Raw genomic sequence first — 25,054 nt, 5'->3', positions numbered from 1 at the left:
TGAGGCGGCAGTAATGTGTCGCCTCACTTTTCATTGAACGCTATGAATCAATATTACTTCTCGTTAAACATTTCCTACCAAGCGTACTTAGCGCACTATTCTGGTGTTGCTAGTAGTGTGCAAGTGATCACCGATCAAGGTTTACGTCTACAACTGCCTGCAGCTAAATTTCGTCCATTTATTAGTCAAATTGGAGTAAAAGGTCGATTTAGATTGATAACTGACCAAAATAATAAGTTTGTAAAGTTAGAAATGCTGTGACCGACTGATTTCCTAGATATTTAAATAGGAATCTCAATCACATTCTCAAACATTTCACCTCAGACCACCTTCAAAATCATTAACTATTTATCAATAAAACTTTTACAATATAGCCATGCACTGCACAGTGTAAGCGCTATGCTTACATCATCCCTACAAAAATAATAATCTTGGAGTCTGCCATGACTGCGCGTGAAACTTTAGTGCCAGTTTTACTTGAAAAAGTGTATCAACTGATTCAAGACAAACTCGACCTTGCTCATCAACCCTTAGTGACTCAACTTGCTCAACATTTGTTTAGTAATATTTCCAATGACGATCTCACTGAACGTAATGAATCGGATCTTTATGGTGCGGTGGTTAGCCTTTGGCATCATATCAACGAAAAAAATCCAGAAGAACGTTCGGTACGTGTCTTCAACCCAACAGTAAGCCGCCAAGGTTGGCAATCAACTCATACAATTGTTGAGATTGTTATTCCAGATAGTCCATTCCTTGTGGACTCAGTCAAAATGGCATTAAGCCGTTTAGATCTTTCATCGCATTTAATGCTTAATGGTCCCACTCAAATTGCCCGTTCAGAAAATGGTGATATTACATCGATTAACCAAGGTGAAGGGGCATTGCAGTCACTTTTCCATATTGAGGTTGATCGCCTGAGCAGTAAAGACACAATGACAGTGTTGAAAAATGAGTTATTGAGTATCTTAAGTGATACCAGTTTAGTAGTGCAAGATTGGCGACCAATGGTTGAAAAGCTAGATCAAGTCATTGCTCAGCTCGAAACCCAAAAAGAATTTATCCCAGTGGAAAGCGATCGTTATGAAGAGACGATAAAGTTTTTGCGTTGGCTTGGTAACCATAACTTTACCTTTATGGGCTACAAAGAGTTTGATTTGGTTTCTATTGAAGGGGACACCGAATTAAGACCTACACCCGATCAAGGTTTGGGGTTATTTGCGGATGCTAAGCGAGTTCGCAGTGTTAAATTATCTGATTTTCCGGATTCAGCGCGCCTTGAGGCAAAAAAGCCATTTTTGCTTATTGTGACAAAAGGCAACACTCAGTCTCGTATTCATCGCCCAGCTTATACCGATTACATTGGCATTAAGAAGTTTGATAAATCGGGAAAAGTGATTGGTGAACATCGCTTTAGTGGTTTGTATACTTCTGCGGTGTATAACCAGAGTGTAGAAACGATCCCGCTCATTCGTGAAAAAGTTGAACGTATTTTAAAATCCAGCCGTTATCGTGAAGGTTCTTACTCATACAAAGCACTGCAAAATATTCTAGAAAACTACCCACGTGATGAATTACTGCAAGCGCGTGAAGAAGAGATGCTTGAAGTTGGAATGGGTGTTGTACAAATGCAAGATCGGGATCTGCTGCGCTTATTTGTGCGAAAAGACCCGTTTGGACGTTTCTTCAGCTGTATGGTGTATGTTACCAAAGAGCGTTACAACACAGAACTTCGTCGTCAAACTCAAAGAATTTTCCAACAATATTTTGGTTGTGAACAAGAAGTCGAATTCACTACCTATTTTTCTGAAAGCCCACTTGCGAGAACACATTACATTGTTCGTGTTGATAACAACAACATGGATGTCGATGTTAAAACAGTAGAGCAAAATTTAATGGAAGCATCATCAACTTGGGACGACCGCTTGTCTGACGCGATAGTGTCTAATTTTGGCGAAAGTAAAGGTTTGCCATTATCAAAAGACTACATGCGTGCATTCCCTCGTTCGTATAAAGAAGACATGATGCCCGGTTCCGCTGTCGATGATATTCAAAGACTCGAAGCGCTAAATGAAGAGAACAAACTGGGCATGTTGTTTTATCGACCTCAAGAAGAGGCGGTAGATTCCAAAGCGGTTCGCTTGAAACTGTATCACCGAGATCAACCGATCCATCTATCTGATGTGATGCCCATGCTTGAAAACTTGGGGTTAAGAGTGATTGGTGAGTCACCTTATGAAGTGCGAAAACTCAATGGCCAAACGTATTGGATCCTTGATTTTTCTATGTTGCATAAAAGCGAGAAAAGTGTCGATCTTCGTGAGGCACGAGATCGTTTCCAACAAGCGTTTGCGGCAATTTGGGCTGGTGAATTAGAAAGTGATGGCTTCAACCGATTAGTGCTGGGTGCATCACTTACTGGTCGTGAAGTGTCTATTCTTAGAGCTTACGCTCGTTATATGCGCCAAGTGGGTTTCCCATTCAGTCAGCAATATATTGAAGATACGCTTAGCCATTATCCTGATGTAGCAAAAGGGCTGGTGGAGCTGTTCTTAAAACGTTTTGATCCTAAATATAAAGGCGCTCAAAAAGGTCAAACCGATCTTATCAATACCATCACAGAAGAGTTAGATCGTGTTGATAGTTTGGATGATGATCGTATTATTCGTCGTTATATGGAAATGATCACGGCAACCATTCGTACTAACTACTTCCAATTGGATGAAAATAAACAGATCAAACCTTGGTTGTCGTTAAAAATGAAACCAAGTGAAATTTCTGAAATTCCAGCACCAGTACCAGCTTTTGAAATCTTCGTTTATGCACCTGATATCGAGGGGGTACATCTACGTGGTGGTAAGGTCGCGCGTGGTGGTCTACGTTGGTCTGACCGTCAAGAAGATTTCCGTACAGAAATTTTGGGCCTAGTTAAAGCGCAGCAAGTGAAAAACACCGTTATCGTACCAGTTGGTGCAAAAGGTGGCTTTGTGTGTAAGAAACAACATATGTTTACGACACGTGATGAGATTTTTGCAGAAGGCCAGCGCTGCTATAAACGCTTCATTCGTGCATTGCTTGATGTATCAGACAACATTATTGAAGGTGAAGTTATACCGCCCAAAAATGTGGTTCGCCACGATGACGATGATCCGTATTTGGTTGTCGCAGCAGACAAAGGTACTGCAACATTCTCAGATCTTGCCAACTCAGTATCGGCTGAATATAACTTCTGGTTAGGTGATGCTTTTGCCTCTGGTGGTTCAAATGGCTACGATCATAAGGCGATGGGGATCACCGCAAAAGGTGGTTGGGAATCCATCAAACGCCATTTCCGTGAAATGGGGATTGATTGTCAAACCACCGATTTCACTGCGATTGGTATTGGTGATATGGCCGGTGATGTGTTTGGTAATGGCATGCTGTTATCCAAACATATTCGTATGCAGGCCGCATTTAACCATTTACACATCTTCATTGACCCAACGCCTGACTCAGCGAAAAGCTGGGAAGAGCGTAATCGACTATTTAATTTACCGCGCTCTAGTTGGGAAGATTACAACCCAAAATTGATTTCAAAAGGTGGTGGTATATTTTCTCGCAAAGCGAAATCAATCACGCTAACGTCTGAAATTCAGAAAATGTTGGGCACGAAGAAAGCGACAGTAGCACCAAATGATCTGATTAAATTGATCTTAAAAATGGAAGTCGATCTTCTTTGGAACGGTGGGATCGGTACTTACGTTAAGTCATCAAAAGAAACACATAGTGATGTGGGTGATCGCGCAAATGACGCATTGCGTATTGATGGTCGAGAGCTACGAGCCAAAGTGATTGGCGAAGGCGGTAATTTAGGTATGACTCAGCTTGGCCGAATCGAATACGCTTTGGCTGGCGGTCGTGTGAATACCGACTTTGTTGATAACGTCGGTGGTGTTGATTGTTCAGACAATGAAGTCAATATTAAGATCTTCCTTAATGGCTTAGTCGCAAACGGTGATCTCACCGTTAAGCAACGCAATCAGATCTTAGAATCGATGGAAGATGAAGTCGGTGAGATTGTTCTTGATGATGCATACGACCAGTCAGAGTCTATTTCGGTGACAGAGCAGCAAGGCGTATCCTTGGTGAAAGAGCAAATTCGTTTTATCCATACCTTGGAAAAAGCTGGCCATCTTGATAGAGCATTGGAATATATTCCAGATGATGAAACGTTGCTTGAACGTGAAAAACAAGGTTTCGCTTTAACGCGTCCAGAGCTTTCTGTGCTGGTTGCCTACGGTAAAATGGTTTTGAAAGAGCAGTTAGCCTGTGAAGAAATTTCACACGATGAATTCCATGCCCAACAACTGATTCGCTATTTCCCGACAGAGTTACGTCGTAACTATTCGCAACACATGCAAAACCACCCATTGCGTGCAGAAATTATTGCCACCGCTTTGGCCAACCAAATGGTTAATGAAATGGGCTGCAATTTTGTCACTCGTCTTCAAGAAGAGACTGGGGCAAATGTGGTTGATATTGCGAACGCTTATACTGCAGCCAGAGAAATTTATGGTTTAGGGCAAGTGCTAGAACAAGTTAGACAACTGGATAATAAAGCAGAGGCGGGTGCGCAATACGAAGTTATTTTCTTAGTGCGCCGAACATTGCGTCGTTTATCTCGTTGGTTATTACGTAATCGCTCTGGTAAACAATCCGTTAAAGAGCTGGTTGCTTTGTACCAAAATGATGTACACGCTGTTGCTGCAGATTTAGACACCATGCTGGTCGCAGATGAAGTAACCGAACATAACGCGATGGCTCAAGTATGGATCGATAAAGGGATTAATGCTGAACTTGCTAATTATGTTGCTCGTTTGTCTAGCCTTTATTCAGTACTGGATATATCCACAGTGGCTCGTGAAAAAGGTAAAACAGTCGCTAAAACTGCCAAACTTTACTTTAACTTGGGCGATCGTTTGTCGTTGCATTGGTTCTTAAAACAGATCAACGGCCAAAGTGTGGATAATAACTGGCAAGCTTTAGCTCGTGCCGCATTCCGCGAAGATTTAGATTGGCAGCAACGCCAATTAACGGCTCAGGTACTCAATTGTGCCTGCAGTTCGGATGAGTTAGATGTAATCAAAGCGCTAGACGAATGGATAGTGAGTAACGAACTGTCATTAGTTCGTTGGGAGAGCATTTTAAATGAGTTTAAAGTGGGGTCTGTGCATGAATTTGCAAAATTCTCGGTGGCATTAAGGGAATTAGTACTTTTAAATTTGAATTGTGCAGCAAATGAGTAAATAATAACGCCCCGTTTATACGGGGCTTTTTTATTTCGGAGGCACAATGCTTTACCGCTTAGCCAGGACTGGCTTTTTCCAACTTGATGCCGAAAAGGCACATGATCTTGCGATTGAAAACTTTAAACGCTTAACAGGCACTCCTCTCGATCTCTTCTATCGCCAACACTTACCTAATCGTCCAGTAGAATGTATGGGACTAACCTTTAAAAACCCAGTAGGGTTGGCAGCAGGTCTCGATAAAAATGGTGAATGTATCGAAGCATTTGGTGCGATGGGTTTTGGTTTTGTGGAAGTCGGTACGGTAACACCGCGTCCTCAACCAGGTAACGATAAACCACGCCTATTTCGTTTAGTGCAAGCGGAAGGCATTATTAACCGCATGGGCTTTAACAACTTAGGGGTTGATAACCTTGTTGAGAATGTAAAGAAAGCCAAGTACGACGGAATCATTGGTATCAATATTGGTAAAAATAAAGATACGCCGATTGAAAATGGCGCAGATGATTACCTAATTTGTATGGAGAAGGTGTACCAATACGCGGGATATATTGCTGTAAATATTTCGTCTCCCAACACTCCAGGGTTAAGATCTCTTCAGTATGGTGAAGCATTAGATGATCTGCTTGCTGTATTGAAAGCAAAACAGTCTGAACTTGCCAAGCTGCATGATAAATATGTGCCGCTAACATTGAAGATCGCACCGGATCTCAATGATGATGAAATTAAGCAGATTTGCCAATCGTTGATCAAAAATAACATCGATGGTGTTATTGCAACTAACACCACATTAGATCGTTCGTTAGTGGAAGGAATGAAATTTGCGAACGAGGCGGGTGGGTTAAGTGGACGTCCTGTCCAATCTAGAAGTACTGAAGTGATTAAGTGCCTATACGAACAACTAGGTGACAAACTACCTATTATTGGGGTAGGTGGTATTGACTCTTGTATCGCAGCGAAAGAAAAAATGCTAGCAGGGGCTAAACTTGTTCAGGTTTATTCTGGATTTATCTACCACGGCCCAGGTTTGGTTAGAGATATTGTAAAAAATCTATAAAGCATTTGATTTACCCCGTTTATATAAAAGTGACTGGGTCATAGTAAGAGGAAATGAACTATTCATTTCCTCTTTTTTTTTCTATTTCTATTCTTAAAATTGAAGTTAATGATTAACAAAGGTAATTAAGCGTTTTGCCTAATAGTTTGATAATCCACTAAAATTAAAGAGTTGGAACGATGCTTAAACCAAGTGACAAATGGAATTGGTACTACTCGGATAGTGAAGGCTATCTGATGCTAGACCTTGGCGATGAGATGGTTTTTAAAACCAATCTTTCCCGTAATCTACTTGTAGACTGCGCCTTTGTTAATAATCATTTTTCAGTTGATGATGCATCGGCATTTCAAACCTATAGAGAACAAATTAGTTACCTTGGCTTGAGTGAGCCACGACAAGCAGAACTGGCACTGTATTGTGTAGCTGCAAAGCGCTTTCATAAGCCAGTTCAGCCGAAAAGTTGGTTCTTTGACTACCAAGGCCAAGGTTTTGCACCCTGTGAAGGTGATGTTGTTCAACTTCTAAACAGTTGCAACCAAGGCTATTTTATTGTTTTGGAAGCAGGGGATTGTGCCAGTCTTTGCGCCCTTGTTGATTTACAACCTTTCGTACTCAATGCAGGTTCAAAACAACTTGAATTTGGCCAGGTTATTAAAGTGATGCATGACAGAATGTCTTGCGCCAACCATATTTTACTTGAAGAGCATATCGCTTTAGTCAGTTAGCACTAGCGAAGTTCTACCTATTTCCGTTCCTTTGTTTCATTTCCTATCGGCTCATTAGCCGATTTTTTTTGCCTTTCTATTACCTTTCTTACTATTAATCTCTCGCAGACACAGCCTCATAGTCAATCTCAAATGTGAGATTTGTACAAAATTAGCACATCTATTTTGCAGAAAGTGACAGTAACCATATCGATTTAAGATATGAAATGAGGGTGATTCTTCCCATTTTTAAGTTATTTGTAGCTAAATTACACCAATAAATCTCGCTTGGTATAGTCCAGTTTTGGTGTGAATAAATACTCACTTCGTGTGTGGGCCTTGATAAACGGTAGATAAGTGATTGGTGTGATTTTTGTGGCGATTTTGCTTCATAGAAGTGGAAAGTGATGAGGAGTTGAGCAGTTGAAGGTTTGAGTAGCCCAAAGAAACACTTTGTTTTACTCAATGAACAGAATGTCAGGTATAATGTTAGGTCATTTTTTACCAGTAAAAGAACAGTATGAATCAATATCTAGCGGTTACCTCAAACGGTCTTGAGAACCTATTAGTTGAAGAACTAACAAAATTAGGGATTGCTGACGCAAAACCCGTACAAGCTGGGGTGAAATTTAAAGCATCTAAAGAGCAGATTTATCGCTGTTGTTTGTGGAGCCGACTAGCATCAAGATTTGTTCTTGTTCTTTCTGAATTTAACTGTCAGAACGACATGGATCTTTACTTGTCCGCAACGGCCGTTAATTGGGTTAATCATTTCCATAGTTCGAAGAAGTTTGTGGTCGACTTTAATGGTACAAACCGCGAAATCCGCAATAGCCAATATGGTGCGATGAAAGTTAAAGATGCCATCGTTGATTGCTTTACTAATAAGAATCTCCCTAGGCCATCGATCGACAAAGATCGTGCCGATCTTCGCATCCATGTTCGTTTACACAAAGAGAAAGCCATACTCGGTATCGATATGGTTGGTGGTGGCCTTCATCAACGCGGTTATCGTCCAGAAGCGGGTCGTGCACCGCTTCGTGAAACGCTCGCGGCAGCGATTATCTTACGCAGTGGGTGGAATGAGACTAAGCCACTTCTTGATCCTATGTGTGGTTCAGGAACTTTATTGATTGAAGCCGCTATGATGGCCGCAGGAATGGCACCTGGCGTTAAGCGTGCTAAGTGGGGCTTTGAAGCGCTAGAAGATTTCGATGCAGAGCTTTGGGCCCAAATCAAATCAGAAGCGAATGTACAAGCCAGACGTGGTGTCAAAAAAGTTGACTGTAAGTTTTTTGGCTTCGATAACGATGCTCGTGTATTACAAACCGCTAAAGACAACGCACGTCGCGCCGGTGTTGAAGATTTAATTACCTTCCAACTCGGTGATGCTGCACTAATTAAACGTCCAGCCGACTTTGAAGACGGGGTGGTTATTTGTAACCCACCTTATGGTGAGCGTTTAGGCACACATCCTGGCTTAATTGCGTTATACACGGCATTTGGTGGACAATTGAAAGCAGAATTTGGTGGTTGCCAAGCTTCTATCTTCTCAAGTTCAGATGAATTGCTTAGTTGCTTACGTATGCGCGCTGAGAAGCAGTTCAAATTGAATAACGGTGCGTTACCGTGTCACCAAAAAAACTACTCAATTTCAGCTCGTGTGGTTGATACTGTAAATGGCTCTCAACAAGAATCGCTAGTGGCACCTGATTTCTCGAATCGATTGAAGAAAAATATCGCGAAAATAGGCAAGTGGGCAAGACGTGAAGAGCTCGATTGTTACCGTATCTACGATGCGGACTTACCGGAATATAATGTGGCTATTGACGTATACCTTGATCACTTAGTGATCCAAGAATATGCCGCGCCTAAAGATATCCCAGAAGAGAAAGCGAAACGTCGCTTAACGGATATTATTCGTGCCGCCATTCAAGTGACTGGTACAGAAGCCAACAAAGTCGTACTTAAAGTGCGTGAGAAGCAAAAAGGGCGCTCTCAGTACCAGAAAATGGGGCAAGTTTCAGAAACCATGCAGGTTAACGAATACGGGGTTAAGTTAATTGTTAATTTGCATGACTACCTAGATACTGGGCTGTTCTTAGATCATAAACTGACTCGGCGCCGTTTAGGGCAAATGGCGAAAGGCAAAGATTTCTTAAATCTATTTGCTTATACCGGATCAGCAACTGTGCATGCTGCTTGTGGTGGTGCTAAATCAACCATGACGGTGGATATGTCGAAAACCTATTTAGAGTGGGCTAAAGAGAATTTGAAGCTAAATGGTCAAATTGGCCGTCAGCACCGCTTTGAACAGGCAGACTGCTTGCAATGGTTAGATAACGCCAAAGAGCAATTTGATCTCATTTTTATTGACCCGCCAACGTTTTCGAACTCTAAGCGCATGGAACAGACCTTTGATGTCCAACGAGATCACATCAAATTGATGGAGAACTTGAAACGTATTCTGCGCCCAGATGGCATAATTGTTTTCTCAAACAATAAACGTCATTTTAAAATGGATTTAGACGCGCTTGCAGAGCTCGGATTGGAAGCCAAAAATATTTCGGCGCAAACACTACCTTTGGACTTTGAGCGTAATAAGCAGATTCATAACTGTTGGACTATTGCACACGCAAGCAACGAATAGGGTATAAAGTTGTTCACTCTTTATAGCACGGAAGGATGCCATCTTTGTGAGATGGCATTTGAGCTAACTCAGCAAGCCAAGATTAGTCATCAAGTCGATATTGTTGATATCGCCTTTGATGATGAGCTCTTTTCTCGTTACGGTGTCACCATTCCTGTGTTGAAATATCAACAATCGGAATTGAATTGGCCCTTTGACTTACAAAAATTACTTCATTGGTTAGAAAATAATGGCATTAATCACCATCCATAATGGTCAACTTGCATTTGGTGACCACCCTTTACTTGACCATGCAGATTTCGCATTGCAAGAAAACGAACGCGTTTGTTTAGTTGGCCGAAATGGTGCCGGCAAGTCGACAATGATGAAGGTTCTTGCTGGCGACATCGTAATGGATGACGGCAAAATGCAAGTGACGCAAGATGTTGTCGTTTCCAGATTAGAGCAAGACCCACCTCGTGATGAAGCCGGAACCGTTTTTGACTACGTGGCTGGTGGTTTGGCTGAAGTGGGCGAGTCTCTTAAGATCTACCAAGATCTTCTCGATCTGATTGCGGTAGACCCAAGCGAAAGCAATATTAATAAATTATCTCGAGTGCAAGAACAGCTAGAGCATACTGGTGCATGGCGCTTTGAAGACCGAATTCAAAATGTAATGGCTGCTCTCAAATTAGACGGTCATACCAAGTTGACTGATCTTTCTGGTGGTTGGCAGCGCAAAGCCGCTTTGGCAAGAGCATTGGTTTGCGATCCTGACGTGTTATTGCTGGACGAACCAACGAACCACCTTGATGTGACAACGATTGAATGGTTAGAAGGCTTTTTGAAGGATTTTCGAGGTTCGATTATCTTTGTATCGCATGACCGTGCTTTCATCCACTCCATGTCGACGCGCATTGTTGATCTCGACCGTGGTAAATTAAGTTCTTTCCCTGGTGATTATGATCAATATTTAGTCGCCAAAGAAGAAGCACTGCGCGTTGAAGAGATGCAAAACGCAGAATTTGATAAAAAACTCGCCCAAGAAGAAGTCTGGATTCGCCAAGGCATCAAAGCGCGTCGCACGCGTAACGAAGGGCGTGTTAGAGCTCTGAAGAAGCTGAGAGAAGAACGCAGTGATCGCCGCGAAGTTCAGGGCAAGGCGAATCTACAAATCGATGACGCGGCTCGTTCAGGTAAAATTGTGTTTGAAGCTAAAGATATTAGTTACAGCATAGATGGGAAAAACATTGTTTCTAACTTCAGCTTTAACATTATGCGTGGCGACCGAATTGCGCTTATCGGCCCGAATGGTTGCGGTAAGAGTACTTTGTTAAAACTACTATTAGGTGACCTACAGGTTCAAAGTGGCAAACTACATTGTGGTACCAAGCTCGAAGTCGCTTACTTTGATCAGTATCGTGAAATCCTCGATCCAGAAAAATCGGTGATTGATAATTTGGCCGATGGTAAACAGGAAGTGATGGTTGGTGGTCGTCAACGTCATGCGTTAAGTTATCTGCAAGACTTCCTATTTGCGCCTAAGCGCGCACGAACGCCAGTGAAAGCACTATCGGGTGGTGAAAAGAACCGCTTGCTATTAGCTCGTATTTTTCTTAAGCCAAATAATTTATTGATTCTAGATGAACCAACTAACGACTTAGATATCGAAACATTGGAACTTTTAGAAGATTTGCTTGCCAACTATCAGGGTACGTTGCTGTTAGTCAGCCACGATCGTCAATTTGTTGATAATACAGTGACAACCAGCTGGATTTTTGAAGGTAATGGTAAAATTGAAGAATTTGTTGGTGGTTACCATGATGCTCAGCAACAAAGGGCGCAGGTTCTTCAAACTCGAGTTGTTGAAAATGTGAGCAAGGTTGAGAAAGTGGTTGAGGAAACTCCCAAAACCGCATCAATTAAAACCAAGCCTAAGAAATTATCTTATAAACTGCAGCGAGAGTTAGAAGGGTTGCCAGCCAAACTAGAGCAACTAGAAGACGAAATTTCACTGCTTCAAGAACAAGTGAACGATCCTGAGTTTTTCATGCAATCTGTAGAAAAGACACAGCCCGTTTTAGATAAGTTAACTGCAACAGAGCAGGAACTTGAAATTGCGTTTGAGCGCTGGGAAGAGCTCGAAGCGATGCAACAGGAAAGTTAATCATTAATGAGTAGTACAACATTTAAAATGAGCGCAATTGCAGTCAGCATTTTGGCTGCAACGCAAGTACAGGCAGCTTTATATCAAGTTGTAGAAGTATCACCTAACTTTACGGCCAATGAATATTATGGCCGTGCCATACAAAAAGATACGGTTTCGTCGAATGCATTAGGTTGTTTTACTTCTGGAAGCAGTTGTAGCAATTTTGCGCTGGGTGGCGATACACTAAATGGTTCGGACGGTATCTCATATCGTGATGAAGTGCCATTTAAAATGGACAATCGTTTCGTTTATCAAGATCGCGATGACTTAGAAGATTATTGTTTCTATGAACTGGGCTATGCGACTTGTGAAGCATGGGCTGATAAGCAGTGGCACGGTTTTGATTATAATGGCGTGGAAACGGGTGGTTTGAAGCGTGAGCGTGATGCTTGGGATAACGCGAATTACACATCGAATGCTTCTGCTTTTGTAGACACCGCCAAAAAATCGCCAACCATTAATGCTATCGTTGGTTCTAGTGATCCTATTGCAGGGACAATGAATACGGTCATTACTGCTATTGATGGTGTGACTCCGATAGGCATTACCAGTAGTGGCTATGCTCAGGAAGGCAATAATTACGCCTTAGGCTATCGCCAACGCGGTTTCTATGGTCAAGCAATATTAAATCCACCAACAGATACGTCTATTGTTAGCGATACTAACAATAAAATTGTTGAGAAAATGGGGCGAACATTCGCTTATGATCTATTCGATAATGGCACAAATGAATTCGTAGTCGGCAGTGCATCGGTAAGTCCTTATAACAGCAACGACGACGATAAAAATTACAATGGTGATGTTAGTTACTGTGTGAACGACAGTGTTGATCCTCAAACGACTCGTCAGTGCCAAAACTTTGCTTTTGCAACTCAAGCTTATATGTGGGACGCCACCAGTCCAACAACTGGTTACCGCGTAACAGGTTGGAGTGGCGATGTTACTGCCAATAGGGACGATTATTCTGCGGAAGCCAGTGTTCGTGGTGCTGCAATCGCTGATTCTGGCAACTATGCGACCAAACCAGTAATGGTAGGCTTTAATAGTTACCGTGATGGTGATAGTGATCAATTAAGAATGCAAGCAACGGTGTTTTACCCGAATAGTAAGTATGATCCGGTAAATCCAGTTCATGATATGTGGGACAGCAAAGTCATTTCAGGAACCGAATTGAAATTGGACAACGATCTTATCTACTCAAATTCGATGGCGACGGATATCAACAAGAACCTAATTGTTGTTGGTGAGTCTAAACGTCGTGGTGATAGACCTGAAAACCGCGCAATAGCGAACCGGATTTTCATCGCAGATGCGAACACTGGCAGTCCTGTGGCAAACTATTTATCTGGCGGCATTTTCTTTAGTGGTGCTGGTGGTGAGGCTAATGCAATCAACAATTATAATGAAGTTGTTGGTACCATCGATGCCGAAACCTCAAGTGAATATGAAGGTAAGCAACGTCGCCATCGTGGATTTATTTATCCTTATAATGGTACTGGTAGTGAAGCTGACCGCATGGCACTTTTCAAAAACCAAGCGTGGTGGCTCGACGACCTGACCAATGATGGGAATGCTAAGGGTGACAATAACCGGTATCGGATCTTTGAAGCCTCTGATATCAATGATGATGGTGTGATTGCCGCTACTGCCTTTAAGTGTTCTGGTGGGTATGATGACACTTCTCATAACTCATACTGTTCTTCCGGAACAGAAGCTGTCGTTGCCATAAAACTGGTTCCTATTGCTGGCAGTACAGCTGACGATATTGTGGTGCGTAATACTGATTTACCCGATGTTGAACGTAAAGGTGGCAGCCTTGGTTGGCTGACTCTGACATTGATTGGGTTGCTTGGGTTCCGTAGAAAATAGTCATTTTATGTAAAGAAGAGCGCAGGTTCACAAATTTGGATCTGCGCTTTTTTGTTGCTTGTGAAAGTTGAAATTTTGAGCAATTATTAATTGTGGCTTAACAAAACTGCCACGTAGATTTAATAGTTGTATGTAAGACACAAGTTACTGTATGAGGACTACACTATGATGAAGAGACAAAAGCGTGATCGCCTTGAAAGAGCACAGTCTCATGGGTACAAAGCTGGCTTAAACGGACGTTCCGTAGAGGCTTGCCCTTATCAACAAACAGACGCTCGTTCATATTGGCTAGGCGGTTGGCGTGATGCCAGAGATGACAAACAAGCTGGTCTCTACAAATAAACCCCACATACATGCAAAAGGATTTGAAGCCCCGGAAGGGGCTTTTTAGAGCTCACTTGAAGCACTATAACTAAATCCATTGGTAACAATAAAGCGACTCAAATGAGTCGCTAGACTTTAGAATTCATTGAATTAAAAAGCAGAAGTATCTTGGAATAGACCGACTTTCAAGTCTTTTGCCACATAGATTTCTTTACCGTCAACTAGCACTCGGCCATCGGCCAAACCCATCACCAGTTTGCGGTTTACAACACGCTTCATGTTGATTTCATAGGTCACTTTCTTAGCAGTAGGTAGTATTTGACCTGTGAATTTTACTTCGCCAACACCAAGTGCTCTGCCTTTTCCTTTGCCGCCAACCCAACCTAGGAAGAAGCCAACGAGTTGCCACATTGCATCTAACCCTAAACAACCAGGCATTACTGGGTCACCAGGGAAATGGCAGTCAAAGAACCAAAGATCAGGAGTGATGTCTAATTCAGCAAGAATAAGGCCTTTACCGTATTCACCTTCAGTTTCTGACATTTTAGGGATACGATCCATCATCAGCATATTTGGTGCTGGTAGTTGAGGGTATCCTGGACCAAAAAGCTCACCACGGCTGGAAGCTAAAAGGTCATCACGGTTGTATGAGTCACGTTTATTCTGCATTATTAATTACTCCAATTTTTGATAGGGGGGATATTAGTGAACGCGTGTACGCTAAACAACTCCGATCAGTACTAAACAAACCAGTTTTTGATGCGTTCTACGATCCCTTGCGATAGTTCATGTCTTTCAAAGTTTTCAATACGTTGCGCTATTTTATTGATGATACTATCTTCATCATCGCCTCTAAATGGTGTTCCCATCAAAATTGGTACGGCTTCATCTACAGTTGAGACCGGCCAAATATGAAACTCCCCACGCTTAATGCTATTTACCACATCTTTATGAAGAGCAAGATGTTTCAAGTTGGTTGTCGGTAAAATAACACCTTGTTCACCAGTAAAACCCTGATACTTACAAACGTGATAAAAACCTTCAATTTTTTCATTTAGACCACCGACCGCTTGAACCCGACCAAATTGGTCGACAGCACCAGTAACAGCGATCTGTTGGTTAATTGGATGTTCAGCGAGTGCGCTGACCAATGAGCAAAGCTCGGCAAGCGAAGCGCTATCACCATCAACTTCACTGTACGACTGTTCGAACACAACAGATGCTGAGTAAGGGAGCGGGGCATCTAAATTCATCGAACTGCTCAAGAAAGCTTGCATGATCATCATGCCTTTCGCATGCAAATTACCGCCAAGCTCCGCTTTACGTTCAACATCAGCGATGTCACCATCACCAAAGTGTATGACACATGAAATGCGCGCTGGTTCACCATAGGCTAGTGGGTGGCCTGCTACATCAATGACCGTTAAACCATTTACCTGACCAACTTGTTCACCTTGTGTTTCAATGATCACTTGTCCGTCAATAATGTCGTCAAGCGCACGTTGTGGCAGATAGGATTCACGGAAGTATCGTTTATCAAGAGCAAGTTCAATATGTTCATCAGCGATTGTTTTAAAATTAGATTCTAGGGCCGCTTCTTCAAGTAGAGCGCGATGCCACATAACACATAAAGGTGCATAATGTTGGTCTTCAGTAAAACGGGCTCCTGCGGTCATTAGCGTAGTGATCGCATTTTCTGTTAATGCTGGCAAACCATAAGTTTCTGATATCCAACGTAAGTAGGCTAAATAAATAGAAATCGTTTGCTCATCAATCTTCAGATCTAACTCCAATTCGCTATAAAAGCACAAACTAGAGTGGATATCAGCATCCATATAATCGACATCACCTAATTGATTACGATCTCCGAGAATGACAAGTTTAATGTCGTAGGCTTTTGTTATGGGAGATTGAATAGGAGATTTAGGATCACAGTTTATTGGGCTGACATACTCTCCTAGAACCGCCGCTTTCAGCATTGGCCAACAAGTAGGATTCGCCAGTAATAAGTTTGCAGAGACCAGTAAAAAACCACCATCAGCTTTATCGAGCAACCCTGGAACTTCATTAATAATATGACCATCTTCGGCTTTAAATTGTCCGAAAATCGTCTTTACATCAATAGATTCAGTACAGATGACTGGAGCAGATTTTATTAGCGATTGAATTTTATTGCCTACTAAGTGGCGATAAATTGAGTTATCTGGCGCATTGATCAGCATCATGCGAGTGAAGCCTTTAAGTTGCACAAACTGCGCAATAGCACTTGTTAGTCTTGGTTGAGTTTCAAATAAATCTAAAGGGGGAAGACTAGGGTATTGGGCTAGTTGTGAATTAAATTGATCATACTGAGGTGTGACAGAACGCCAGATATTTTGAGTCATTGAGATACAATATTGATTAAAAGAATCCAGATTATATAGAAAAAGCGTAGTGTCTAACAGCATCATTATTATGATTGATCTTGTTCTCTTTTTTGCATCCAAAAATTGAACAAATTGAAAGCCTGGGTTACGCTGTCACCCTAACTTTGAATGGATTGATGACATGAAATATCAGCAGCTCGAAAACTTGGAATCTGGTTGGAAGTGGCAGTACTTAATCAAAAAATGGAAAGATGGTGATGCCATTACTCGCTATATAGACAAAAGTGAAGCCAAGGTTGCTATTGAACAATTACAACAGATTGAGCACGAGCCAACCTTAGTATTGAAATGGATAGAGCAACACATGGCTCTTGATCTTGACAACAAGCTTAAACAGGCAATCAGAGCGAAGCGAAAACGTCATTTTAATGCTGAGCAGCTTCACACAAGAAAAAAATCCATTGATCTTGATTATCGTGTCTGGGAGAAGCTTTCTTACCGCGCAAATGAGTTAGGTTGTACATTGTCTGATGCCATCGAGTATTTGCTCAGTGAAGCTTCACGTAGCGAAAAAGCAAGCAGAACTGTTACTAGCTTGAAAGAAGACTTAAGTAAATTGTTGTCTGAATAAGGAATGAATATGTTGTATGTGATTATTATTGCTGCCGTTGTCATATTTTGGTTGGTTGCTGTAGATAGACCTGTATTGAAGGTGAAATTTAAAGATGGAGCAATTATCCAGTCAAAAGGTCATTTTCCACCAAGTTTTAAGCATAATGTTTCTGAGATCGGTGATGTGACTGCATTTGATGGTGAGTTGAAGGTGTATCAACAACGTACTGGTATGAAGCTTGTTTTTTCAAAGCAAGTACCAAAGAAAATTCAACAACGTATTCGCAATGTTTTTCCTCACCAGGGATTTACTAGTAAAGAATCACGGACGAAGAAATCACATTGAGTATGTTTCAAGTTTATGAACAAGAGATTCTAGTAAACATGAGCATTAGCAGCGGATCATTGGATCATTGCGCTGGTGCGTATTATGTATATTATGTTAAATATGTATGTATTGGATTCAATATACGTGTCTTTATTACCCCTTCGGTGTCCTCTCTTTTTTTATTAAACATAACCGTTATTTACCATAAAATACCTAATAACCATATAGTTACAGTTTTTAACTATATGGTTATTAGACTATGTTAGATACGCACACAATACTTTTTGAATCTCTTTACTGCGTATTGGTTTCGCAACAAAATCATTCATTCCGGCTTGTAAACATTGCTCTTTGTCTTGTGTCATTGCGTGTGCCGTCAGTGCGATGATTGGTACTTGAACCTGCTGTTGTCTGATTTTGATTGTCGCAGCAAGGCCATCCATTACTGGCATCGATATATCCATTAATATTAAATCAATCGTGCAGCTATGCTCTCTAACATACTCGACGGCTTCTTGCCCATTATTGACTATTGTTACCTTGTAACTCATCCTTTCTAGCAATAGTTTGATTACCATCTGGTTTGTTTTAGTATCTTCAACAACTAAGATATGCGATGTCTTTTGATTTGAGCTTCGGTAATCTTTTATTGGTAAGGTGGCTTTCTGCTCTTCTGTAGACTTTGCTTCCAAGGGAATCGAGATTGAAAAAGTGCTTCCTTGGCCAATGGCGCTGCTGACGGTTATCTTGCCGCCCATGAGTTCAACTAAATGTTTGGTTATTGCAAGCCCAAGCCCAGTACCACCATAATTTCTTGTGATTGAACTATCAGCTTGAATGAATGGCGAGAAAAGAAGCTCTTGGCGGCTTTGATCAATACCAATCCCCGTGTCGGTTACAATAATTTGTAAAGTATGATTTTTGGTGGTTTTCAGGTGTACGTTTACACCGCCGCTATGAGTAAACTTGATGGCATTACCAACCACGTTGAATAAAATTTGTGAGAGCCTGACTGTATCTATAAGGTATTGATGTCGGTGGCAGACTTTATTTGATACATGAAATTCAATATTTTTGTTTAGTGCTACATTTCTATGGTAATTCATCGTGCTAGTTAACTTGTCGCCAATTAATTGCCAGTTACGTTGTAACTCGAAATGACCCGCTTCTATCTTGCTTAAGTCTAAAATATCATTGATGATGACGAGTAATAGCTCGGCCGAGGTTTCCATTTGTCCCAGCAGTTCTACATGTTTGGTCGCGCAGTCATCGCGAAGGATGTCGATAAGTCCTAGAACGGAATTAAGTGGTGTACGAAGCTCATGACTCATCATTGCTAAAAATTGCGATTTTGATTGATTAGCCTGTTCTGCCAATTGTTGAGCAATGGATAACTCTCGTGTTTTTAATTCAACCAGTTTCTGCAGTCCATCTTTATGCTCAATATCACTAATCGCCCTTTCTAATAAAGGTCTAAACCTCATTAATGTGGCTTTTTTTTCTAAGCTAAATTGCCCTTTTTGAGCACCTAATAGTAACATTACTGAATCACTAGTTTGCGCTTGTATACCAGTGATCAATGCTGACTGAATTTGATTTTTTAGCTTAGGGACTAGGCTCTGAAATTCGTCTTGTTGATTGGGTTCAAATAATATAATGCACTCACCGTTTAAAACCCTTTGGAACTTAACCCCATTGAGCCATTGCTTTTGCATAAACAGAGGATTAGAGGAAAGTAACGTAATAAATTGATTCGAATCTTTACTTTTTGATATGACGATAAAGTCATCGTAATCGATGTAGTGGCTCAGAACTTTTTGCAGCTCTTCAAAAATTTGATACTTATTCTCTGCTTTACTGAATGCAGAAAGTGAAGCAAGAATGACTTTGTTCTCTTCAGCGAGTATTTGTTCTCGCTCTTGGCTCTGTTGCAATTCAAGTAAAGTTTCATTGAGTTGCTCAAGCAATGTAGTGCTCATCTTCACTCCAAGTCGTAAAATATGACCGATGAAATCATCAAGTTTCCATGCGCATTTTCACCACCAATGAATCTTCCTTGTTCACCAAAAGTAAATGGGCAAATAAAAGGATAGTCACCAATTTGTGCTTTGATTTGCTCATGAACTTTAGTGATATCTGATCCGAGAGTAAGCATTGAACCTGCGCAAAAAATCGCAATGGCACCTAAAATAGCGGTATCGTGATAGTTCCCAGTATTTACTTGTTTGAAAACCCTTGAGGCTCGAGTAATAAGCTGATCTCTTGAACCGGTCATTAATGTAACTTCATCACCTTCCGTAATATCCGTAAAAAGCTCTAACGCGCCACTTCTAGTCATCCTAACTGGATGCGATAGTTTGTAGTAAGGCTGTTGGTACAAGCTGCCAGCAATCCGACCCAATGGAAAACGTGTTACATCTTCAAAAATGTACTGCTCGCATATGTTCACGCTAGAATGATCACTAACCCACTCTTTATATAGTCTTTTAGCGGGTTCGTTGTCTATTTCTAAAATATAACGCCCACTAGCCTTAGTCACTATTCCAGAAAACTCGGTTGGTGAATAACCGGCACTAAAGCCTGTGTTTAAAGGCTTTGACGGAAAGAAAAGCTGAACGGCAAAACCATCTTTCGTTGCGCCAGCCTCAGTGAAAATAGACCAATTCCCTTCAATCTGATTATCTGCGGCTGAGCCACCAATAATGGGGATCTGTGTTCCGAATTTATTGTCAATAGATTGAATTAAACGTTCTTCATGCCCAGGTGTTGAATGCAAAACAATTAAACTAGGAACCTCGCCTATTCGGTTGGCATTAACCAATGCGTGATCTAATACTTGGTTGACTGTAGTTTTGATATCTTTCGGATTTGCCAAATCGGCAAAACCAGTACCAAATGCGCTAAAACTATTATCGTAAATTAATATCACGCCAATCACAGGCCCTTCAATGAAGCCATACTCTGTCATGACTCCTCGGCAGGAAGAGCATCCAATAATTGGAGTTTGAGGTAGATGTTTCGCAAGTTCTGATGACAAAAGGTTGGCTGAGTAATCTTCTGTGTAGTAACAAACGATACTCGATAAGTTATCTTTTTCTACAGATAATAATAATTCTTCAATTGCTTGAATAGGATCTGTTTTTTGAGTTGTTTTGGTAATAAGCCGCATACTGCATATGTATGTAGTCGTGTCCTGAGCTATTTATACTTTATATTGAGATTTGTATAAAATGATAAGTTGAACTCTTTAAGGCTTGTCTCGTATTTCATTCATTTTCTTACAAGAAAACTACATTTACTTTTCGATTATGCTGAATTTGACTGGGCTATTTAACGAGTTTTGTTGAATTAGCCAATAGTCAGCATTGTGCGTAATTATGCCATTTGTTTGTATATAAACTTTAGGTGAAAACGGCGACAAAACAAGCTGCAGTGGGTTATCAGCACTTTTTTCGATGGTAATTTTCTCACCATTTACAAATACGGAACAATTGGGGTTTGGGTTGCAAGTTTTTTGTTCGAGATTGTTATAAGAAAGAGTGCGCCATATGAAGGCGCCCATAAGAATTATTAGTGTGATGGTTATTTGAGCAAGTCTGTGTTTTGTAAGCTTTTCTGCAGCCATTATTGTGTGTTCCTCGTGTAACAAACTTCAAAGTTTTGAAATAAAAGAGCTAATCCAGACCAACTGTAAGGTTACTACTCTGTCATTGAATTGTTAATTGCAGTATAGTTGCGTGTTGAAAATGCCACTTTTTTTTAAAGTCAGCAATAGTTAATAACGTTTTGATAAAACTCTATTTCTATTGTGGATTTGGGGGGCATTACGACAAGTGTCGTGTTGGAAGTAAAGTGTAGTTAATTAGAAATTGGAAGCATGCAAATGAGCCAAGAAAAGCAGCTTGAACAAAACTATAACTATACAGTCGTCCGTCAGTTTACCCTAGTGACTATTCTCTGGGGAATTGTTGGTATGGCTGTTGGTGTTTTGATTGCCGCTCAATTAGTTTGGCCACAGCTAAACTTTGATACGCCGTGGTTGACGTACAGTCGCTTACGTCCTCTGCATACTAATGCGGTTATTTTTGCGTTTGGTACAAGTGCCCTATTTGCAACATCTTATTATGTTGTTCAGCGTACCTGTCAAACTCGTTTATTTGGTGGTCCTCTTGTTCCATTTACCTTCTGGGGATGGCAAGCAATCATTGTATCTGCAGCGATAACATTGCCTCTCGGGTATACCTCGGGCAAAGAATATGCTGAATTAGAGTGGCCTATTGATATTGCCATTGCGCTAGTATGGGTTTCTTATGCTGTCGTGTTCTTTGGAACATTAGTCAAGCGTAAGACTTCTCACATCTATGTTGCAAACTGGTTCTTCGGTGCCTTTATCCTCACTGTTGCTGTTTTGCATATTGTAAATAGCATGGCTATTCCTGTCTCTATGGGTAAATCATATTCGATTTATTCAGGTGCTGTGGATGCAATGGTCCAGTGGTGGTACGGCCACAACGCAGTAGGTTTCCTACTGACGGCTGGTTTCCTAGGTATGATGTACTATTTCGTACCTAAGCAAGCTGAACGCCCTGTTTACTCATACCGTTTATCAATCGTCCACTTCTGGGCTTTAATCTCACTCTATATCTGGGCAGGTCCACACCATTTGCATTACACGGCTCTACCGGATTGGACTCAGTCTCTGGGTATGGTGATGTCACTGGTGCTATTTGCGCCATCTTGGGGTGGGATGATCAACGGTATTATGACCTTGTCAGGTGCATGGCATAAACTCCGTTATGACCCTATTTTACGATTTTTAATCGTGTCACTCTCTTTCTACGGTATGTCGACTTTCGAAGGTCCAATGATGTCAATTAAGACAGTCAATGCATTATCGCATTACACTGATTGGACCATTGGTCACGTTCACTCCGGTGCGTTAGGTTGGGTTGCGATGGTTTCTATCGGTTCGGTTTATCATTTGATCCCTCGCCTATTTAATCAAGAACGCATGTATTCGGTAAGTCTAATCAATGCTCACTTCTGGTTAGCTACTATCGGTACAGTTCTTTACATCGTAGCAATGTGGATCTCAGGTGTAATGCAAGGTCTAATGTGGCGCGCGGTTAACTCTGATGGCACGTTGACGTATAGCTTTGTTGAGTCAGTACAAGCCTCTTACCCGTTCTATACTGTTCGATTCATTGGTGGATTTATCTTCTTATCAGGTATGTTCCTAATGGCTTACAACACGTATAAGACAATCAGCGCACCTAACGATAGCTTAAAAGCTATTCCGCAACCGGCATAAGGAGATTGAAAGAATGAGTTCTAATTCTAAAAATCGCCATGAGATCATTGAACGCAATGTTGGTTTGTTGGCTATCTTTATCATTTTCGCGATCAGTTGGGGTGCTTTAGTTGAAATCACACCATTGATTTTCCAAAAGCAAACAACTGAACCAGTAGAAAACCTTAAGCCTTATACTGCCTTACAACTTGAAGGTCGCGATATCTATATCCGTGAAGGTTGTAACGTTTGCCATAGCCAAATGATTCGTCCATTCCGTTCTGAAACTGAGCGATATGGTCACTATTCGGTTGCTGGTGAAAGTGTATGGGAACATCCATTCTTATGGGGTTCTAAGCGTACTGGTCCAGATTTGGCTCGTGTTGGTGGTCGTTACTCTGATGAATGGCATCGTGCTCACTTAATGGATCCTCGTGAGCTCGTGCCTGAATCAAACATGCCCGGTTTCCCTTGGTTAGCGAAGAACGTCTTAGACGGCGAGTTAACGCAGAGCAAGCTTGAACTGTTCCGTAACCAGTTTGGTGTCCCATACACGGATGAACAAATCGCGAATGCGGCGAAAGATGTAGAAGGTAAAACTGAAATGGATGCAATCATTTCTTATCTTCAATCTCTTGGTCACGCAATGAAGTAAGGAGGAATTATGGATATCGGTACTATTCACAGTATTTGGACCATAGTGTTGTTTGTGTGCTTTATTGGTGTGGTTTGGTGGGCCTACGGTAAAAACCGTAAAGCTCGTTTTGACGAGGATGCCAACCTAATTTTTGCTGATGAACCACCAAAAACCTCTAAAGAACAAGGAGTGACTAAGTAATGACTACATTTTGGAGTCTTTGGATCATCGTAATTACCGTTGGTACATTACTTGGCTGTGCAATTGTTCTTGTTTGGTGCCTAAAAGATAAAATGGGTGTCGAAGAGGGTTCTGACATGGGGCACGAATACGACGGCATTCGTGAGCTAAACAACCCGTTGCCAAAGTGGTGGACATATCTGTTTGTGAGTACTTTTGTTTTCGCAGCAGTATATCTAACGCTTTACCCTGGCCTTGGCAACTTTAAAGGTGTGCTTGGTTGGCAGAGTTCAGACCAAAAGGTTCGCTCTCTTGAAGAATCAAAAGCATCGATTGAAGCATCACAGCAAAACAAAGTTCTCGTGCAATACGCTAAAGAGCTAGACGATGCAGATACCTACTTTGGCGAGGCATTCAAACGCTTAGCTTACAATGGTGATTCTGAATTACGCCCTATTCCTGAAATAGCAGCCGATTCTGATGCATTGAAGGTTGGTCAACGTTTGTTTCTTCAAAACTGTTCGCAATGTCACGGCTCAGATGCTCGTGGTCAGCGTGGTTTCCCTAATTTAACGGATAACGCGTGGTTGTATGGCGGAGAACCGGAAGCGATTGTTACCACCATCAGGCATGGGCGTATTGGTCAAATGCCTGCGTGGAAAGATGCGCTTGGCGAACAAGGTGTTAAAGAAGTGGTCAGCTATGCGCTTAGCCTTTCTGGTCGTTCTGTGAATGCAAGAGAAGCCGAAGCGGGTAAAGCGCGCTTTGTTGTTTGTGCTGCTTGTCATGGTACAGATGGTAAAGGTAACCCAGCGGTAGGTGCACCAGATTTAACAGACCAATATTGGTTGTTTGGTGATTCACGTGCAGATGTGACTCAAACTGTTATGTATGGCCGCTCTGGTGTTATGCCTGCTTGGATTGATATCTTAGGTGAAGACAAAGTTCAACTTGTTGCAGCTTACGTTTGGAGCTTGAGTAACACTGATAATAAGTAACATTTCAATAACAGCCCCTTTCTAAGGGGCTGTCTTTCCTTTATTTTATTAGCCTTCTTTATTTTGTTGTTGAGAACTTTTTTATGGTAAAGCCTTGGTATAAACAATTTTGGCCGTGGTTCCTGATTATTCTGCCACTGACTGTTGTGGTATGGACAATTGCGACGGTGATCGTTTTTTCTCAGAATTCAGTGTCATTAGTCACTGAGGATTACTATAAAAAAGGTAAAGGCATTAATATCGATCTTTCGAAAATCAACGAAGCAAAAGCACTTCACTTAAGCTCAGAGATTTATTCTGAAGGTAACGATATCGTTTTCAAATTTAATAAGGGTAAGCTTGACCATTACCCAGCAATTAAAATGATGTTTGCTCACCGTACATTGCCTGACCGTGATTTTACTCAGTTAGTGACATCTGACGCTCAAGGTACTTACCGTATTACCCTTCCTTCACCGCTGCAAGGACCTTGGTTTATTGAGTTAACACCGCATGATGCTGAGTGGTTAATTCAAGGTCGTGTTACTTTCCCTGTCGCTACTTCAACTCAATTAATGAATTAAAAT

21 protein-coding genes are annotated in these 25,054 nt (G+C 41.4%); 16 read left to right on the top strand and 5 right to left on the bottom strand.

All coding sequences use genetic code 11. The features are described 5' to 3' along the window. Positions 1–42: 42 nt before the first annotated feature. From MCT08_RS08855 to rmf, 9 genes are all read left to right on the top strand, one after another. Positions 43–261, top strand: coding sequence for a DUF2835 domain-containing protein (locus MCT08_RS08855; protein ID WP_053311562.1), 219 nt, complete (start codon positions 43–45; stop codon positions 259–261). A 182-nt stretch (positions 262–443) separates the two neighbouring features. Beyond that, complete coding sequence (locus tag MCT08_RS08850) at positions 444–5,285, top strand: NAD-glutamate dehydrogenase (RefSeq protein ID WP_274678266.1); 4,842 nt, start codon at positions 444–446, stop codon at positions 5,283–5,285. Between the two features lie 46 nt (positions 5,286–5,331). After that, positions 5,332–6,342: a quinone-dependent dihydroorotate dehydrogenase gene (pyrD, locus tag MCT08_RS08845; protein ID WP_053311560.1), complete on the top strand. Its 1,011-nt coding sequence runs from the start codon at positions 5,332–5,334 to the stop codon at positions 6,340–6,342. Between the two features lie 179 nt (positions 6,343–6,521). Then, positions 6,522–7,067, top strand: a complete 546-nt coding sequence (locus MCT08_RS08840) for a cell division protein ZapC (RefSeq protein WP_168522236.1) — start codon at positions 6,522–6,524, stop codon at positions 7,065–7,067. A 499-nt stretch (positions 7,068–7,566) separates the two neighbouring features. Beyond that, entirely contained in the window at positions 7,567–9,696 is a 2,130-nt protein-coding gene (gene rlmKL, locus MCT08_RS08835; RefSeq protein ID WP_274678265.1) for a bifunctional 23S rRNA (guanine(2069)-N(7))-methyltransferase RlmK/23S rRNA (guanine(2445)-N(2))-methyltransferase RlmL, read from the top strand. Between the two features lie 9 nt (positions 9,697–9,705). Beyond that, on the top strand, positions 9,706–9,948 hold the full coding sequence (locus tag MCT08_RS08830; protein ID WP_141652889.1) for a glutaredoxin family protein: 243 nt from the start codon (positions 9,706–9,708) through the stop codon (positions 9,946–9,948). After that, positions 9,926–11,842, top strand: a complete 1,917-nt coding sequence (locus MCT08_RS08825) for an ABC transporter ATP-binding protein (protein ID WP_053311556.1) — start codon at positions 9,926–9,928, stop codon at positions 11,840–11,842. The genes MCT08_RS08830 and MCT08_RS08825 overlap by 23 nt, the downstream gene beginning before the upstream one ends. A 6-nt stretch (positions 11,843–11,848) precedes the next feature. Next, positions 11,849–13,753, top strand: a complete 1,905-nt coding sequence (locus MCT08_RS08820; protein WP_274678264.1) for a DUF3466 family protein — start codon at positions 11,849–11,851, stop codon at positions 13,751–13,753. A gap of 168 nt (positions 13,754–13,921) precedes the next feature. Beyond that, positions 13,922–14,095, top strand: a complete 174-nt coding sequence (rmf, locus tag MCT08_RS08815) for a ribosome modulation factor (protein WP_010320553.1) — start codon at positions 13,922–13,924, stop codon at positions 14,093–14,095. Positions 14,096–14,227: 132 nt separating this feature from the next. Here rmf and fabA read toward each other — a convergent pair whose 3' ends face one another. After that, on the bottom strand, positions 14,228–14,746 hold the full coding sequence (fabA, locus tag MCT08_RS08810) for a bifunctional 3-hydroxydecanoyl-ACP dehydratase/trans-2-decenoyl-ACP isomerase (protein ID WP_053311554.1): 519 nt from the start codon (positions 14,744–14,746) through the stop codon (positions 14,228–14,230). Between the two features lie 71 nt (positions 14,747–14,817). Further along, positions 14,818–16,461: a S16 family serine protease gene (locus MCT08_RS08805; protein ID WP_053311593.1), complete on the bottom strand. Its 1,644-nt coding sequence runs from the start codon at positions 16,459–16,461 to the stop codon at positions 14,818–14,820. A 163-nt stretch (positions 16,462–16,624) separates the two neighbouring features. On the opposite strand from MCT08_RS08805, the gene matP reads away from it, so the two are divergent. Together matP and MCT08_RS08795 are read left to right on the top strand one after the other, a co-directional pair. Further along, entirely contained in the window at positions 16,625–17,074 is a 450-nt protein-coding gene (gene matP / locus MCT08_RS08800) for a macrodomain Ter protein MatP (RefSeq protein WP_053311553.1), read from the top strand. A 9-nt stretch (positions 17,075–17,083) separates the two neighbouring features. After that, the gene (locus MCT08_RS08795; RefSeq protein ID WP_274672123.1) at positions 17,084–17,401 is read left to right on the top strand and encodes a DUF3634 family protein; all 318 of its coding nucleotides are present in this window, start codon (positions 17,084–17,086) and stop codon (positions 17,399–17,401) included. 239 nt (positions 17,402–17,640) lie between these two features. On the opposite strand, the gene MCT08_RS08790 is transcribed toward MCT08_RS08795, so the two are convergent. From MCT08_RS08790 to MCT08_RS08780, 3 genes are all read right to left on the bottom strand, one after another. Continuing rightward, entirely contained in the window at positions 17,641–19,362 is a 1,722-nt protein-coding gene (locus tag MCT08_RS08790; RefSeq protein ID WP_274678263.1) for a response regulator, read from the bottom strand. 2 nt (positions 19,363–19,364) lie between these two features. Further along, entirely contained in the window at positions 19,365–20,552 is a 1,188-nt protein-coding gene (locus MCT08_RS08785; RefSeq protein WP_274678262.1) for an FIST signal transduction protein, read from the bottom strand. A gap of 126 nt (positions 20,553–20,678) precedes the next feature. Next, positions 20,679–21,008 (bottom strand): hypothetical protein, encoded by a 330-nt coding sequence (locus MCT08_RS08780; protein WP_274678261.1) that lies wholly within the window; start codon positions 21,006–21,008, stop codon positions 20,679–20,681. Positions 21,009–21,266: 258 nt separating this feature from the next. Between MCT08_RS08780 and ccoN the strand changes: the two genes are divergently transcribed. From ccoN to MCT08_RS08755, 5 genes are all read left to right on the top strand, one after another. After that, positions 21,267–22,694, top strand: coding sequence for a cytochrome-c oxidase, cbb3-type subunit I (gene ccoN / locus MCT08_RS08775; RefSeq protein ID WP_053311549.1), 1,428 nt, complete (start codon positions 21,267–21,269; stop codon positions 22,692–22,694). Between the two features lie 13 nt (positions 22,695–22,707). Further along, the gene (gene ccoO, locus MCT08_RS08770) at positions 22,708–23,328 is read left to right on the top strand and encodes a cytochrome-c oxidase, cbb3-type subunit II (RefSeq protein ID WP_274678260.1); all 621 of its coding nucleotides are present in this window, start codon (positions 22,708–22,710) and stop codon (positions 23,326–23,328) included. 9 nt (positions 23,329–23,337) lie between these two features. Next, positions 23,338–23,511 carry a CcoQ/FixQ family Cbb3-type cytochrome c oxidase assembly chaperone gene (locus MCT08_RS08765; protein ID WP_053311547.1) on the top strand — a complete coding sequence of 58 codons (174 nt, stop codon included), beginning with the start codon at positions 23,338–23,340 and terminating at the stop codon, positions 23,509–23,511. Continuing rightward, complete coding sequence (gene ccoP, locus MCT08_RS08760) at positions 23,511–24,488, top strand: cytochrome-c oxidase, cbb3-type subunit III (RefSeq protein WP_053311546.1); 978 nt, start codon at positions 23,511–23,513, stop codon at positions 24,486–24,488. The genes MCT08_RS08765 and ccoP overlap by 1 nt, the downstream gene beginning before the upstream one ends. An 83-nt stretch (positions 24,489–24,571) precedes the next feature. Continuing rightward, the gene (locus MCT08_RS08755; protein ID WP_168522217.1) at positions 24,572–25,051 is read left to right on the top strand and encodes a FixH family protein; all 480 of its coding nucleotides are present in this window, start codon (positions 24,572–24,574) and stop codon (positions 25,049–25,051) included. The last annotated feature ends 3 nt before the right edge of the window (positions 25,052–25,054 follow it).

The organism is Vibrio aestuarianus, from assembly GCF_028858425.1.
Classification (GTDB): domain Bacteria; phylum Pseudomonadota; class Gammaproteobacteria; order Enterobacterales; family Vibrionaceae; genus Vibrio; species Vibrio aestuarianus.
This window is presented reverse-complemented; position numbering and strand designations above follow the sequence as displayed.

Bases quoted from the DNA above. Each gene is read 5' to 3' on its own strand.
- MCT08_RS08855 (WP_053311562.1), top strand. From the start codon at position 43: ATGAATCAATATTACTTCTCGTTAAACATTTCCTACCAAGCGTACTTA.
- MCT08_RS08850 (WP_274678266.1), top strand. From the start codon at position 444: ATGACTGCGCGTGAAACTTTAGTGCCAGTTTTACTTGAAAAAGTGTAT.
- pyrD (WP_053311560.1), top strand. From the start codon at position 5,332: ATGCTTTACCGCTTAGCCAGGACTGGCTTTTTCCAACTTGATGCCGAA.
- MCT08_RS08840 (WP_168522236.1), top strand. From the start codon at position 6,522: ATGCTTAAACCAAGTGACAAATGGAATTGGTACTACTCGGATAGTGAA.
- rlmKL (WP_274678265.1), top strand. From the start codon at position 7,567: ATGAATCAATATCTAGCGGTTACCTCAAACGGTCTTGAGAACCTATTA.
- MCT08_RS08825 (WP_053311556.1), top strand. From the start codon at position 9,926: ATGGCATTAATCACCATCCATAATGGTCAACTTGCATTTGGTGACCAC.
- MCT08_RS08820 (WP_274678264.1), top strand. From the start codon at position 11,849: ATGAGTAGTACAACATTTAAAATGAGCGCAATTGCAGTCAGCATTTTG.
- rmf (WP_010320553.1), top strand. From the start codon at position 13,922: ATGAAGAGACAAAAGCGTGATCGCCTTGAAAGAGCACAGTCTCATGGG.
- fabA (WP_053311554.1), bottom strand. From the start codon at position 14,746: ATGCAGAATAAACGTGACTCATACAACCGTGATGACCTTTTAGCTTCC.
- MCT08_RS08805 (WP_053311593.1), bottom strand. From the start codon at position 16,461: ATGACTCAAAATATCTGGCGTTCTGTCACACCTCAGTATGATCAATTT.
- matP (WP_053311553.1), top strand. From the start codon at position 16,625: ATGAAATATCAGCAGCTCGAAAACTTGGAATCTGGTTGGAAGTGGCAG.
- MCT08_RS08795 (WP_274672123.1), top strand. From the start codon at position 17,084: ATGTTGTATGTGATTATTATTGCTGCCGTTGTCATATTTTGGTTGGTT.
- MCT08_RS08790 (WP_274678263.1), bottom strand. From the start codon at position 19,362: ATGAGCACTACATTGCTTGAGCAACTCAATGAAACTTTACTTGAATTG.
- MCT08_RS08785 (WP_274678262.1), bottom strand. From the start codon at position 20,552: ATGCGGCTTATTACCAAAACAACTCAAAAAACAGATCCTATTCAAGCA.
- MCT08_RS08780 (WP_274678261.1), bottom strand. From the start codon at position 21,008: ATGGCTGCAGAAAAGCTTACAAAACACAGACTTGCTCAAATAACCATC.
- ccoN (WP_053311549.1), top strand. From the start codon at position 21,267: ATGAGCCAAGAAAAGCAGCTTGAACAAAACTATAACTATACAGTCGTC.
- ccoO (WP_274678260.1), top strand. From the start codon at position 22,708: ATGAGTTCTAATTCTAAAAATCGCCATGAGATCATTGAACGCAATGTT.
- MCT08_RS08765 (WP_053311547.1), top strand. From the start codon at position 23,338: ATGGATATCGGTACTATTCACAGTATTTGGACCATAGTGTTGTTTGTG.
- ccoP (WP_053311546.1), top strand. From the start codon at position 23,511: ATGACTACATTTTGGAGTCTTTGGATCATCGTAATTACCGTTGGTACA.
- MCT08_RS08755 (WP_168522217.1), top strand. From the start codon at position 24,572: ATGGTAAAGCCTTGGTATAAACAATTTTGGCCGTGGTTCCTGATTATT.